General features: G+C 67.0%; 11 protein-coding genes. 5 read left to right on the forward strand and 6 right to left on the reverse strand.

What is annotated here, in order from left to right; genetic code table 11:
- A complete protein-coding gene (locus K7W41_RS00320; RefSeq protein ID WP_224603579.1) occupies positions 1 to 2,430 on the forward strand; it encodes an EAL domain-containing protein in 2,430 nt (809 codons plus the stop codon).
- Here K7W41_RS00320 and K7W41_RS23425 read toward each other — a convergent pair.
- The gene (locus K7W41_RS23425; RefSeq protein WP_263489430.1) at positions 2,420 to 3,001 is read right to left on the reverse strand and encodes a helix-turn-helix transcriptional regulator; all 582 of its coding nucleotides are present in this window, start codon (positions 2,999 to 3,001) and stop codon (positions 2,420 to 2,422) included. The genes K7W41_RS00320 and K7W41_RS23425 overlap by 11 nt on opposite strands.
- A gap of 92 nt (positions 3,002 to 3,093) precedes the next feature.
- Complete coding sequence (locus tag K7W41_RS23430; protein ID WP_263489431.1) at positions 3,094 to 4,053, reverse strand: S1C family serine protease; 960 nt, start codon at positions 4,051 to 4,053, stop codon at positions 3,094 to 3,096.
- A 130-nt stretch (positions 4,054 to 4,183) separates the two neighbouring features.
- Between K7W41_RS23430 and K7W41_RS00345 the strand changes: the two genes are divergently transcribed.
- Both K7W41_RS00345 and K7W41_RS00350 read left to right on the forward strand, forming a co-directional pair.
- Positions 4,184 to 4,567 (forward strand): ACT domain-containing protein, encoded by a 384-nt coding sequence (locus K7W41_RS00345; RefSeq protein ID WP_224603581.1) that lies wholly within the window; start codon positions 4,184 to 4,186, stop codon positions 4,565 to 4,567.
- Between the two features lie 321 nt (positions 4,568 to 4,888).
- Positions 4,889 to 5,815: a histone deacetylase family protein gene (locus tag K7W41_RS00350; protein ID WP_224603583.1), complete on the forward strand. Its 927-nt coding sequence runs from the start codon at positions 4,889 to 4,891 to the stop codon at positions 5,813 to 5,815.
- 370 nt (positions 5,816 to 6,185) lie between these two features.
- Here K7W41_RS00350 and K7W41_RS00355 read toward each other — a convergent pair whose 3' ends face one another.
- Both K7W41_RS00355 and K7W41_RS00360 read right to left on the reverse strand, forming a co-directional pair.
- Positions 6,186 to 7,070, reverse strand: a complete 885-nt coding sequence (locus K7W41_RS00355; protein ID WP_224603585.1) for a TAXI family TRAP transporter solute-binding subunit — start codon at positions 7,068 to 7,070, stop codon at positions 6,186 to 6,188.
- Between the two features lie 1,309 nt (positions 7,071 to 8,379).
- Positions 8,380 to 9,150, reverse strand: coding sequence for an SIMPL domain-containing protein (locus K7W41_RS00360; RefSeq protein WP_224603587.1), 771 nt, complete (start codon positions 9,148 to 9,150; stop codon positions 8,380 to 8,382).
- A gap of 211 nt (positions 9,151 to 9,361) precedes the next feature.
- Here K7W41_RS00360 and K7W41_RS00365 point away from each other — a divergent pair, with 211 nt between their 5' ends.
- Both K7W41_RS00365 and K7W41_RS00370 read left to right on the forward strand, forming a co-directional pair.
- Positions 9,362 to 10,954, forward strand: a complete 1,593-nt coding sequence (locus K7W41_RS00365) for a peptide chain release factor 3 (protein WP_221088904.1) — start codon at positions 9,362 to 9,364, stop codon at positions 10,952 to 10,954.
- 144 nt (positions 10,955 to 11,098) lie between these two features.
- Entirely contained in the window at positions 11,099 to 11,623 is a 525-nt protein-coding gene (locus K7W41_RS00370; protein ID WP_224603589.1) for a C39 family peptidase, read from the forward strand.
- Between the two features lie 67 nt (positions 11,624 to 11,690).
- Here K7W41_RS00370 and K7W41_RS00375 read toward each other — a convergent pair whose 3' ends face one another.
- Positions 11,691 to 11,942 (reverse strand): hypothetical protein, encoded by a 252-nt coding sequence (locus tag K7W41_RS00375; protein ID WP_224603592.1) that lies wholly within the window; start codon positions 11,940 to 11,942, stop codon positions 11,691 to 11,693.
- 97 nt (positions 11,943 to 12,039) lie between these two features.
- Positions 12,040 to 13,674, reverse strand: a complete 1,635-nt coding sequence (locus K7W41_RS00380) for a GGDEF domain-containing protein (protein WP_224603593.1) — start codon at positions 13,672 to 13,674, stop codon at positions 12,040 to 12,042.
- Positions 13,675 to 14,022: the final 348 nt, after the last annotated feature.

Raw genomic sequence — 14,022 nt, forward strand, 5'->3', positions numbered from 1 at the left:
ATGTCGCTGCAGACGTCTTCTTTCCGCCCTGGGCCTGCGGCGTGCCTGGAGGTGGACCGCCTGAACGATGAGGCCGACGCTGTGCTGATGCTCTCCATGCAGCGGGCCCAGGACCTGGCGGCCCAGGCCCTGACCCTGGCCGAGCGCAGCGGCTATGAAGCCGGCGTGGCCCGCGCGCGCATGCTGATTGGCTACGGCCACTTTTACCTCGCCAACTACGCCGAAGCCTGCGCGGCCTTTCAGGAGAGTGCGGCGCTGGCGGCCCGGCTGGGCCTGACCGCCATTGAGGCGCGCAACCTCAACGGGCTGGCGATCACCCTGGTGAAAACCGGGCAACTGGGCGAGGCCCTGGAATACCACCTGCGCTGCCTGCAGATGGTGCAGGGCATTGGCGACCGGGTGGGGCAGGGGCGCACGCTGAACAACATTGGCAACCTGTACCTGGACCTGCGCGATTACGCCACGGCGCTGCCCTACCACCTTGAGGCCCTGCACTTGGCCCGGCAGATTGACCACCCCATCCTGATCTCTAGCGCCTCTATCAACGCGGCGCTGGATTACCACGAACTGGGGCGCTTTGAGGAGGCCCTGGCCCTCAACGAAGCCACCCTGGCCCGCGCCCGCGAGGCGGGGTACCGGCAGCACGAGTTTCTGCTGCTGGCCAACATGGCCGCCAATCTGCTGGCCCTGGGCCGCCTGGACGAGGCCATGACCCACGCCGAGGCCGCCACGCGGGGCTCTGATGAACTGGGGGACCGCGAGAATCTGTGTGACGTGCTGGTCACCCAGGGCCGCGTGCTGGCGCGCCGGGGCGAACTGGACAGCGCGCGGGCGGTGCTGGAACGGGCCCTGGCCCTGGCCGACGAGTTGCGGCTGACCCTACGGCAGGCCGAGGCCAACCTGCACCTGTCTGGGGTCCTTGAAGCCCAGGGCCTGTACCGCGAGGCCCTGCACCACGCCCGCCGCGCCGCCACTGCCGAGCAGGCCCTGATGGCCGATGTGCTCAGCCGCCGCACCCAGGTGCTGGCCACGCAGCTGAAGGTGGAGCGCCTGGAACACCGCGCCGCACAGGAACAACTGCGCAACCAGGAACTGTCCAGCGCCAATGCCGCGCTGCAGCAGGCCCAGGAGCGGCTGGCCTACCAGGCCCAGCACGACGCGCTGACCGGGCTGCTGAACCGCGCGGCCTTTGAAAGTCACCTGCAGGAAGCGGTGCAGGGCGGTCAGCCGCTGGGCGTGCTGTTCATTGACCTGGACCACTTCAAGCAGGTGAACGACACCCTGGGGCACGCGGTGGGCGACCAGCTGCTCATTCAGGTGGCCGAGCGGCTGCGGCGCTCCGTGCGCGAGGGCGATCTGGTGGCGCGGCAGGGCGGCGACGAATTCACCGTGCTGCTGCGCCGGGTGCGGGCCCACGAGGAAGCCGAGTCGGCCGCCGGGCGCATTCTGGCGGCCCTCAGTCAGCCCATGGTGCTGGCTGGGCGCGAACTGACGGTCACGGCGTCCATTGGGGTGGCCCTGTCGCCCGAAGACGGCACCGACGTGACCACCCTGCAGAAAAACGCCGACCTCGCCATGTACCTCGCCAAGCGCGAGCGCCACGCGGTGCGCCGCTTTCAGGCGGATCTGGGTGCGGCGGCTCTGGAGCGGCTGGAACTGGAACAGGCCCTGCGCGTGGGCATTGACCGGGATGAACTGCGGCTGCACTACCAGCCCATCGTGGAGGCGGGGTCGCTGCGGCTGGTGGCGCTCGAAGCCCTGGTGCGCTGGCAGCACCCGGCTCTGGGGTTGCTGCCGCCGGGGCGCTTCATTCCGGTGGCCGAGGCCAGCGACCTGATCGTGCGCCTAGGCGAGTGGGTGCTGCGCGAGGCCTGCCGCCAGCTGCGCGAGTGGCGCGCGGCGTGGCCGGAGTTGTGCCTGAGCGTGAACGTGGCCCCGCGCCAGTTTGCCCAGCCGGGCTTTGCCGCTGGCGTGTGCGCCCTGCTGGCCGAATATGGCCTGAGCCAGGAGGCCCTGATTCTGGAAGTCACGGAAGGCGCTGTGATGGACGAGGCCGGCACCCCCCACGAGGCGGCCATGAGTGGCACCGGGCTGAACCTCGCGCTGGACGATTTTGGCACCGGCTATTCCAGCATCAGCCGGCTGCACCGCCTGCCCGCGCAGTGGCTCAAGATGGACCGCTCGCTGATTCAGGACCAGGGTGAAACACCGGGGGGGCGCTCTTCACGGCCCATCGTGCGCGCGCTGATCACCTTTGCCCACGAAGCGGGCCTGAAAGTGGTGGCCGAGGGGGTCGAAACCGCCGAGCAGCTGCACGAACTGCAAGCCTGGGGCTGTGACCTGATCCAGGGGTATCTGATCGCCCGCCCCACGCCGCCGGACGCCCTGGACCTGCACGCTTTGTTTCACCCGGCGCCCCCTACACGCTGAGCAGCCCCAGCGCCACGCCCCGGGCCACCGCCCCGGCGCGGCTTTGCACGCCCAGCTTGCCAAAAACTGCCTGCACATGGAACTTCACGGTGCTCTCGCTGACCCCCAGTTCGCGGGCGGCGCGCTTGTTGCTGTAGCCCTCGGCCAGCAGGGCCAGCACGTCGTGTTCGCGCGGGGTCAGGGTGACGTCGGCGGGCAGGGGGTCGTCGTCTGCCGCTTCCGGGTGCAGGGTGCCGGGCGGCGCCACCACCAGCCCCGCCGCCGCGCCCAGCACGCCCGCCACCAGTTCGCCCGGCGTGGCGTCCAGGGGCAGGGCCGCCCAGCCGCCGCTCAGCACCTCGTGCAGCGTGCCCGCCCACGCGCGCGAGCCCAGCGCCACCACCGCCTGCCCGGCCAGCGCAGCGGCGTCGGGCAGCCAGCGGTCATCCACGATCAGCACGTCGGGGCCTTCGTCGCCAGCCGGCGGGTGCAGGCCGGCGCCCGCCAGAATGGCCTGCACGCCCGCCGCCAGCACGGCCGATTCCAGGGCCACCCCCACGGTGGGCAGGCCGAGCACCCCGAGCGGTGTCATGCCCGATGGTAGCCCGCCCGCCTGGCGCGCAGGTGGCTGGGGCGACCTGGGGGGGACAGGGGCGGCCCCCCTCAGGTCACGCGGCGCTTTGATCAGCGTTCTCCCACCGTCACGGTCACGTCCTGTTCCTCGCCGGCGCGCAGCACCCTCAGGGTGACCGGCTGGCCCGCGCGGCCCCGTACCCGGCCCAGCAGTTCGCGCGGGTGGCGCATGGCCTCGCCGTCCAGGGCCAGCAGCACGTCGCCCACCCGCAGGCCCGCCGCCTCACCGGGGCTGCCCGCTTCCACCTGCACCACCGTCAGGCCCAGGCGCCCGGCGCGGCGCGCCCAACCGCGTTCCCACGGGCCGCGCTCCCACGGGCCCCGGCCCCAGGGTCCCCGGGGCCCCCCACGCCCGCCCCGCTGCGGGCCGCTGGCGGGGGGGGCACCCTCACGCGGCGCCTCCTCGGGCCCCGGAAAATGCACCGGCTGGGTGGCCAGCCCCAGGTAACCGCGCGGCACGCGGCCGGTGCTGGCCAGCAGCGCGGCCACCTCCAGCGCGCGCTGGGCCGGCACCGCCAGCAGTTCGCCGCGCGAGACGCCCGCGTTCAGCACGCCTGCCAGCCCCCCGCCCGCCCCCAACAGCGCCCCACCACTAACGCCCCGGAAGGGCGCGGCGCCCGTGGGCAGCCAGCCTCCCCCGGGCTGGGGCAGGCGTTCCATGAAGCCCAGGGTGGCCTGCAGGCCGCTGCTGGGGCGGCCCACGGCCAGCAACAATTCGCCCACCCGCACCTCGGCGCCTGGGGCCAGGGCCGGGGCGTCCAGGCCCTCCACCCGCAGCAGCGCGAGGTCGGTGGAGGGGTCGCGGCCCGCCACCACCGCGCTCCGGCTCTGGCCGTCGGCGCCAAGTATGGTCACGTCGTCGGTGTGCAGCAGGTGGGCCACGGTCAGCACCTGCCCGGAGGCCACCACGGTTCCACTGACGGGGCGGGCGGCCAGCACGGTCACCAGACTGGGGGCGGCGGCCTGAACAGCGTCGGCCAGGGCACTGGAAAGATCAGTCAGTAAGGTCATGTTGCTATGGTGCGCCGCGCGCCGCGAGAAAGCGCCCTCCGAGCGGCCAGCCCGGTCCCCTGGCCGAATGGGGGGGCCGAATGGAGGGGGGCACGGGCCCCCTGCACTGTGCTCCCCCTATGCTGCCCGTGTGTCTCAGACCCTGCTGACCCTGCCCGGCGAATACGCCGTTTCGCAACTGCTCCCTGGCGCGGCGGTGCCCACCTGGGCCACCACGGGCGAGGTCTGGTGCGTGATGTCGGCCCCCGATGAACTGTCGGTGGTGTGCGCCGCTGCCCAGGTGCCGGACGGCGTCCGCACCCAGCGCGGCTGGCGGGTGCTGAAACTGGTGGGCCCCTTCGAGTTCACCCTGACCGGCATTCTGGCCAGTGTGCTGAACCCCCTGCGCGACGCGGACGTGGGGATTTTCGCCCTCTCTACCTACAACACCGATTACGTGCTGGTCGCAGCGGCGGACCTGCCCCGCGCCGAGGCCGCCCTGCGCGCCGCTGGTCACGAAGTGCGCCCGGGGTGATCTGGGTGACGCCCACAGGCAGGAAGAGACGCGGCCTGCCAGCTCCAGGTTGAAGGCCCTTTCTCTCCTCCAGTTGGCTTGAATCGCCTGGGCCAGTCACGGGTTGGCTCGGGAGGCGGAGGCTCTGCAGAGGGGTCATCCAGCTGCTGACCCCACGCCCTCTGGGACCGGCCGCGCGCAGGCCGACACGACTCTGCGTGCCCTTTGACGCCCCAGGACAGCGGGAAAAAAGCGGGTCCTCAGTCAAGGCGTGGGCCAGCCACTGCGGGTCCGGGGGCTGGGCCCGCCGACAGAAGCCGGCCGCCCTGTACCCTGCGGGGCGTGAACCCGCCGCACCCCTTCCGGGCCCACACCGCGTTCCGGCGCGCGGCCTACGCGGGGCAGAGCGCGCCGCGCCGCCAGTTTCTGCCGCGCGAGTTTCTGGTGACCCTGCTGGAACAGGCCGCCGCCCGCCTGCCCCTGCACGACGCCCCGGACCTCGACTGGGCCCTGGCCGAGCGGGTGCACGACCCGGCCTACCTGCGCCGCTGGCGCGAGGGGCAGGTGACCCGCGCCGAGGAGCGCGCCCTGGGTTTTCCCTGGACGCCGGCCGTGACCGCGCGTGGCCTGGGCAGCAGCGGCGCCACCCTGGCCGCCACGCGCGACGCCCTGGCCCTGGGGTGGGGGCTGAACCTGGGCGGCGGCACCCATCACGCCTACGCCGACCACGCCGAGGGCTTTTCCTTTTTGAACGACGTGGCGATCAGCGCCCGCTGGCTGCTGGACACTGCCCAGGCCGCGCGGGTGCTGGTGCTGGACCTGGACGTGCACCAGGGCAACGGCACCGCCGCCCTCTTTGCCAATGAACCGCGCGTACTGACGGTCAGCGTGCACGCCGAGCACAATTACCCTTTTCGCAAGGAGCGCAGTGGGCTGGATGTGGCCCTGCCCGACGGCACCGGGGACGCCGAGTATCTGGCCGCCCTGGACCAGCAGGTGGCGCCCGTGGTGGCTGCCTTTGACCCGGATTTTGCCTTCTATCTGGCCGGGGCCGACGTGCTGGCTGGCGATCAGCTGGGCCGCCTTGCCCTGAGCCTCGCGGGGGTGCGGGCGCGGGACCGCCGCGTCTTTCGCTGGGCCGCCCGCACGCAGACCCCCCTGGTCACGGTGATGGCAGGCGGCTACCACCGCGACCCCGCCACCTTAATTCAGGCGCGGCTGAACACCCTGGATGAGGGGCTGGCGTCGTTTGCGGCCCCCTCTTCCTGAAGCGAAAAGGGGCGCAGCCTCAGGCCGCCCCCGTGTCCTGCAGGCCACCGAGGTTCGCGGCCTCTGCCAGGTTCATACGGCCTGAACAGGACTGGCTTCCCCTCTGATCGCTTGCCGTGTTGCCCTCTCCCCTGGTGGGAGAGGGAAGGAGGAGCGGAGCGACGGAAGGGTGAGGGGGCCACCGCGTGGCTCGGACGTGTGTGGCATCACTTGAGTCCCGTATCACACGGCTTCCGACCGGAGCGACCTGCAGAGCGGCGCAGCAGAGAGGGAAAACGACAAATCTCCGGGAATGAACGGCAAGCCGCCTCAGTCAGGTAGGGCGCTGGGCAGCTGACCGCCCAGCGGCGCCACGGCCCATCCCCTGGCCTCACTTAAACCAGGGCCAGTTCTGTTCCTTGAAGGTGACGTCGCTCCATTTGGGGTGAAAGCCCTGCGTTTCCTGCAGTTGCGTCAGTTTGGACAGGGCGCACTTCTGGTAGTTCAGCAGAGCGGCGCGCCGCTCTGGCGTCTTGAAATCACGCGTGACCAGCAGGCGCTGCACGGCGTAGGTGGTCACGCCCTCGCCCAGGCCGGGGTAGCGCAGGGTGGCGGGGCGGTAAAAGCCGTTCACGCGCGCCGGGGCAATGTTCAGCGGCACCAAGCGGTAGGCGGCGGGGTTCAGGGCCTTAATCCAGTCCGCCGGCTGCCCGGCCACGGCCAGCACGGCGTCCACCTGGCCCGCGTTCAGGGCGGCCATCGCCTCGTCACGGCCCCGGTACTCCTGAATGGTCATGGGCACGCCGGCCTTGGCACTCAGCACCCGGGCGGTAATCACGCTGCCGCCCCAGGCACCCAGTTTGCGCCCCTGCAGGTCGCTGAAGGCCTGAATGCCGCGCACGCTGGTCCGGCCCAGCAGGTTGGTGGTGGTGACGGCCGGGCGCGCAATGAGGTGCACCTCGTCGAAGTTCAGGGGCAGCAGCGTTTTCAGGGCGCGCACGCGTGGGTCCTGGTCAATCTGGTCGCGCGCCTTGAGCACGTCCAGCTGCACAAAGGCCAGCGACACCTGATTGTTCAGCAGCAGTTCCAGGTTTTCCACACTGCCCGAGGTCTGGCGCTGGCGCAGGAACGACGTGCCCGTGCACACCTGCCCCAGATCGCGGAACATGTCGGCAGCGGTGCTGCCCTTGGGGCTGGTCGCCACATCCAGATAGGCGGGGGTGGCGGCCAGGGCCGGGGAACAAAGCAGCAACAGGGCAAGGGTCTGTCGGATCATCGTCAGGTCTCCTGTGGGGCGGGGGGGCTTCGTCCCGCCACCATCACAGCAGCCGGCTTTCAGCCGCATGTCAGCTGCCGGGCTGAGGCAGGCACGGGCTGTCAGCGCAGGTTCAGCGGCGCATGCACAGCGGCGTCCTGTTCCGCCTTGTGGCCGGAGCCCCTCATACGGGCTGGCGTCCATCTCCGTCACAGCCAGCGAAGAGCTCGATGGCCCTCTCCTGGAAAGCCGCCCGCGTTCAATGCCCGGACATCTGTCTGTTTTCCCTCGCTGCCGCGCCGCTCTGCGAGTCCCTCCAGCCGGAACTCTCCCGGAACACGTTACGGAATTGGTAATTGCTCAGCACGGCAGGTCGCTCCCGTGCTGAGCAGTTATGCTTGAATAACCTGTGGGTCAGTAGATAATTCATGTGGTCATGGATCCATTTCCTTATGCAGAAACTCAACACACACAGAAACATAGGTGTTCTGATGTGAATGAAGTTGAGTTGTAGTCAGGGTGCCAAACTTAATCTATTACATAATTTAAATATGGCAAAACGCCATCTAGTGTTTATGTCTTATCTAAAACTGTGTTATCGGTGCTAACTCAATAATCTTTTATGCCAGAGAAGGAAGGTGATTCCACAACATAAAGGCTCACTTGAATGCGGACATATAGCATGAGACTAATACAAGATGCCTTCAAATGAATTGGCGAAAAAGCAGCCGCGATCGGCATGCACGAAAATTTTTATAGCTGAGGGCCTTCTCCTAAGAGAATCAATTTCATATACCTTAATATTTTCAGAATCACTCTCGACTTCACAGAAATTTAAGAGGGAATAACTCTTTTCAGTATAGGTGTAGACAATAGTTACAAGTCCCTTGGATTTCATGAATTCTCTGTCCAATACAATCTCGCCTCTGCCAGTAATTTTGCATAATGCTCCCCTATACATATTCTTGCAAGTAATATTCGAGAGATCGGTCGCAAACAGAGGCCGTATCTGACTTTGGTATTTGCTGCTGTTGCCGCAGCTAGTAACTCCAATCGATATGCACAGTAAAATGTAAAATACTTTTACGTTTTTCAAAAAAACTGATGATCTAACTTCCATATTTAGAAAAGTCACTTTCCACCTCTAGTAACCACAGTATTTGTATACTTCACCGTATAATACAGGTCACCACTTAGCACGCGGCGGGCTGTCGTGCTAAGTGGTTATCGGAATGGTTCGGAAACCGTGTCAGGCCCAGCACCGCCGCTGGCGGCCACCGGGCCCCTTCTGGCTCAGCGTTCCGGCCTCAAGAGGTGGTCCCCCTCACCCTTACTGCACCACGAAATCAATCTCCACCACGGCCGTCACGTCCTTTTCCAGGCTGCTGGTGTCGTAGCTGCCACTGTCCTCCACGCTGGTTTCAAAGCGCGGCGTGATCTGAAAGACGCCCATGCGGGCCGTTTTCACGGCGCCCACCTCGTTGCCGGCACTCTGGGCAATGGCCTGGGCGCGGCGCTGGGCGTCCTGGCTGGCTTCTTTCAGCAGGGCGAGGCGCACGTCGGCCAGTTTGGTGTACAGGTAATTGACCTCGCCGCTGGCCACCGTCACGCCGCCCGTGCTGGCCTCTACAAAGGCCGAGGTCGCCGCACCCACCGCCGACTGCACCCGCTCAATCTCGCCGGACTGCACCCGGTAGGCTTGACTGACCACGTAGCGCGTGCGCTGCACTTCCTCGTTCTCGCCGCCGATGGTTTCAATCACGCTGTAGGTTTCGGGCCCGGCACTCACGGGTTCGCGCCGCAGTTCGCCGGGGGCAAAGCCCTGTGCCTTCACGTAAGCGTCCAGCGCGGGCTGTGCGGCCCGGAACTGGGCGTAGGCGCTCTGCAGGCTGCTGTCGCTGGCACTGCGCACGGTAAAGGTCCACACCGCCAGATCCGAGGTAATGGAGCGCCGCGCGCTGCCAGTCACGTTGATCACGTCGCTGGCGTTTTTCAGGTCCGCCAGCCCGCGCACCACCACGAAACCGGTGGCCAGAAAGGCAGCGGAGGCAATGGCTGTGGCCAGCACGGCGCTCAGGCCAGCGCGGGAAGCAGGGGTCATGCCCTTCAGCGTACGGGATTGGGGAAGGGAACTGTGCGGCCGGTCAGCCCTGCGGCCCGCGCCCGCGTGGCGCCCCAGGCCCCGGGCCGCTATCATGGGCGGCATGACGGCACTCCTCACGCCCCCCTAGCGCGAGTCGAGGCCGCGCTTTTTTCACCCCACCCGCAGCCGGGCCGCGCCTCTTCAGGCCCCCGCAGGAGCACCCATGACCATGCCCGAACAGCCCACGGCGGCGCTTGCCAGCGAAATCGCCCGCCGCCGCACCTTTGCCATCATCTCGCACCCGGACGCCGGGAAAACCACCATCACCGAAAAACTGCTGCTGTACGGCGGCGCCATTCAGGAAGCGGGCAGCGTGACCGCCAAGGAAGGCCGCAGCCACACCAAATCCGACTGGATGAGCATTGAGCAGCAGCGCGGTATCTCGATTTCCAGCTCGGCGCTGACCTTTGAATACGGGGGCCGGCACATCAACCTGCTGGACACCCCGGGCCACCAGGATTTCAGCGAGGACACCTACCGCACCCTGACCGCCGCCGACTCCGCGCTGATGGTGCTGGACGCCGCGCGTGGCGTGCAGGCGCAGACCGAGAAGCTGTTCGCCGTGTGCCGCAACCGGGGCATTCCCATCCTGACCTTCGTGAACAAGATGGACCGCCCCGCCCAGGACCCCTTTGAGCTGATTGCCCAGGTGGAAGGCACCCTGAAAATCACCGCCGTGCCCCTGACGTGGCCCATTGGCGACGGCCCGGACTTCAAGGGCGTGTACGACCTGCAGACCGCGCAGGTGCTGGCCTTCGAGCGTACCTCGGGCGGCAAGCACCGCGCGCCCGTGCAGACAGCCGGTCTGCATGACCCCCAGCTGGACGAGCTGGTGGGCGCCGACCTCGCCGCCAAGCTGCGCGAGGACGTGGAACTCATTCAGGGCGCCATGCCAGAATTCGACCCGGCCGGCTTCCTGAACGGCGAGCTGACCCCGGTGTTCTTTGGCAGCGCCATGAACAACTTCGGCGTGGAGCACTTCCTGCAGAACTTTGTGGACCTTGCCCCGCCCCCTGGCCCTGTGGAAACCAATCTGGGCGAGCGCCAGCCCGACGCTGGTTTCGCGGGCTTCATCTTCAAGCTGCAGGCCAACATGAGCAAGCAGCACCGCGACCGCACGGCCTACATGCGCGTCATGAGCGGCCATTTCGAGCGCGGTATGGACGTGACCCACACCCGCACCGGGCGCAAGCTGCGGCTCTCGCAGGCCCACACCCTGTTCGCCCAGGACCGCGAGAAGGTGGAAGAGGCGTACCCCGGCGACATCGTGGGCCTCGTGAACCCGGGCGTGTTCCAGATTGGCGACGTGGTGAGCGTGGACGGCAAAGTGACCCTGCCCGGCTTTCCCCGCTTTACCCCCGAAACCTTTGCCACGATCAGCCTGCGCGATGTGGGCAAGCGCAAGGCCTTTATGAAGGGCCTGACCCAGCTGGCCGAAGAAGGCGTGGTGCAGGTCTTTTACCCCACCGACGGCGCGCGTGACCCCTACCTGGGCGCCGTGGGCCCGCTGCAGTTCGAGGTCTTTCAGGCCCGTCTGCAGGAGGAATACAGCGTGGACGTGGAACTGAATGTGACCGGTTACCAGCTGGTGCGCTGGCTGGCTGGCGACCCCAGCAACGTGGCCCGCTTTGCCCGCCATGTGGAAGACGACCAGGGCCGCCCGGTGATGCTGTTCCGCAGCCGCTACGACCTGGAATACACCGCCGAGCAGCACCCAGAGATCGAGTTCCTGCCCCTGCCGAAGGACCTGACGAGGGTGTAAAGAGGGGTGTGGGCTGCCGGGTGTGGGAACAGCTGTTTCTACCCCCTGCAACCCACCCCCCACACCCCCCTGAAAGGTTCCCGTGATGGGCCGCGTGCGATCTTTGCCCGGATGCGCGCGGCTTTTGCAGTGGTGTTCGGTGGAATGGTTCTGGCTTCGGCGCAGGCGGCCCCGCCGCCCGGCTACGTGTTGCAGGGCATGCCGCTGGTGCGCCAGACCTACAACGCCTGCGGCCCGGCCAGCCTGACCCAGGTGCTGGCCTACTACGGCCTGAAGATGGACATGGCCGAGGTGAGCCGCCAGACCCGCCCTTCAGAGCGCTCGTACATGAGCGCGCAGGCCATCGTGAAGTTTGCGCCCACGGTGGGCCTGGAAGCGCGGCTGTACACAGGTGGCAGCCTGAACACCGTGAAAGCGGCGATTCGCAGCGGTATTCCGGTGATTGCGCTGCAGTCGCATATCACGGCGGCCGGGCAGGTGATTCCGCACTGGCGCGTGCTGGTGGGCTACAACGACGCCTCCGGGCAGGTGTACATCATGGATCCGCTGCTGGGCTACGTGGCCATGCGCTACAGCGATATGGCGCGGGTGTGGGCCGACCAGCGCGGCCAGTTCGCTCTGATGTACCCACCGAAGCTCTCGGCCACCGTCCGGAAAGTGGTGGGGTAGGGAAGACCAAGGACAGCCGGTCATCGGATGGCAGAGGGAAGTTCTCGCCCGCCCTGATCTCTGGGTATTACAAGCCGGGCCCAGCGCCGGGGTCGGCTGAGAAGAACACTTCAACGCCGCAGAGGCGGTCGAGCAGGTCGGCTTTGAGGTGGGCGACCACCACGGCCACAGCAGCCTCCGGTGTTCCTGAGCTCAGGTTCCGGTCCACCCACTCCACGGCTACGACCTCTCTGTGGCGGTGGCGGTGCGGTGCCGGAAATCCCGAAAGCCAGTCACCGGTCCTGACGGTTCCCTGGAGGTCAGCCAGCTCAAGCGCCACGCCACGCCCCGTCACCTGAAAAACGGCTGTGACCCTGGCAGAAGCATGTGGCGGGTTCATGTTCATTCCAGCGCTTGTTTCTAGAAGCGCGTCCGTCTCAGGTCAGCAAGGACGGACGCGCTGATCCCTTTTTTGACATCTTCTGCCGGTACATGCGCTGGTCCGCCTCCTCGAAGGTGCTGATCTTGGGGGCGTTCCCGGTGTGGGCCACGCCAAAGCTCACGCCGGAGGTGGGGTACTCGGCCTGCATGTCCTGCTCAATCTCGCGCAGGCGCATCACCAGCGGCTTTTCCAGGTGGGGCGGGGCCAGCACGGCGTATTCGTCGCCGCCCAGGCGGTAGGTGGTCACGCCTTCCTCGTCTTCCAGGCTCTGCAGGTGGCGGGCAAAGGTGCGCAGCAGTTCGTCGCCCTTCAGGTGGCCCTGCTTGTCGTTGATCCCCTTCAGGCCGTCGAGGTCCATCACGATCAGCAGGCGGTCGCCGGGTTCGTTAAAGGCCTGCTCGAAGGCGTAGCGGTTGTGCAGCCCGGTCAGGGTGTCGGTGCGGGCCAGCGTCAGGGCGCGCTGCAGCTGCACAATCGACGCCTGATTCTGGCGGCTGAGCAGCCGGATCAGGTCGGCCAGCGCGAAGGCCAGCAGCAGGCCGTCCAGGGTGCCGCCCAGCAGGGTAAACAGTTCGGAATTAAAGGGCACGTCCGGCGTGAGGCCCACGTTCCCGGGCAGGATAATCACCGCCGGCACAAACAGCGCCAGCAGCCCCAGCACGAAAAAGCGCGCCGGCTCGAAGCCCTGGCGCCAGCTGAGCACCCCGCAGATCAGCGCCAGCACCAGCCACAGCGCGATCACGCCCGTGGCCAGCACATGGGCGTAGGGCAGCAGCAGGAACGAGGTGGGCAGCAGCGCCAGCGACAGCCCAATCACGCCCCGGCTCAGGCGGGCCAGGCGCGGCAGGCGGCTGTCCAGCTGCAGGAAATGCAGGTAAAACAGCGTGTTCCACACCGGCAGCAGGAAAAACCAGACGTAGTGCAGCCGCAGGTCGCGCAGGCCGAACACGTCGGCCGGAATGTGGAAGGTAAAGGCCCACCCGGCGCAGTAGGTGAGCATGTAGGCAGCGTAGTACAGAAACGAGCGGTTGCGCGTGCCCGCGTACACGAACAGGTTGTACACCGATAGGGTAATCAGCGCGCCCAGCGCCGCCAGAATCAGGAAATTCTCGCGCGAGACCGTGCGGCGGTAGTCGGCGCGGTTGGCCACCACGAATTCGGGTTGCGAGGCGTAAAAGGGGCTACTAAAGCGCGCCACCAGCCACGCCCGTTCGCCGGGGGCCAGGGTGATATCCACCCCGTAGTGCAGCATGTAGGCGTGCTCGCTGCGGTAGCCAGTTTCGATCTTCTGGGCCGGGCGGCCCTCGCGGTACAGCCGGGCACTCACCCGCTCAATTAGCGAGCCCTGCGGCGCAAACACCCACTCGGTGTTCTGGGTGGGGTTACGCAGTTCCATGACCAGCCAGGAATCATCGCCGGTTAGGCGTACGCGCGGAACGGGGCTAAGGGTGCCCGTCCAGGCCGGCACAGCGGCCCCGCTGCCTGGAAAGGCGCCCGCCGCTGTCCCCTGGTACAGGGTGGACTTCACGACCAGCGAAGTGCCCGGCGCGGCGCGCCCTTGCCCGGCCAGCAACGCCAGCAGCAGGGCAAGAACCGTCAGAACAAGGCGGGGCCAGCGATCTACATTCACGAACACGTTCCTCCCAGAGAGTGACCTCAGTATAAAGTGAGGAACCTCACGCCAGGGTCTGTCAGGTGGAAAACAGTGTGGGTCAATTTGGCTCAGAACCAGCCAGAACATGAAGGCGTGGTGGGCAGCGCTGGTCAAGAAAAACGCACATGGTAAGGACGAAAACGGGGCCGGGGCATAGGGGGCCTATGGGCAGCAGATGGACTGGCCCCATCATGACCCGAACCCAGCCGCGCAGGCTTTGTGCAGTGGGTGGGTCAGCCCCCCCATTGTGTCCTCATGCTTTTTCATGAAGACTACGTGAACCCATGCCCAGACCTGATTACCTTTTCCTCCCGGGCTCTGTTC

This window comes from Deinococcus multiflagellatus (genome assembly GCF_020166415.1).
Taxonomy (GTDB): domain Bacteria; phylum Deinococcota; class Deinococci; order Deinococcales; family Deinococcaceae; genus Deinococcus; species Deinococcus multiflagellatus.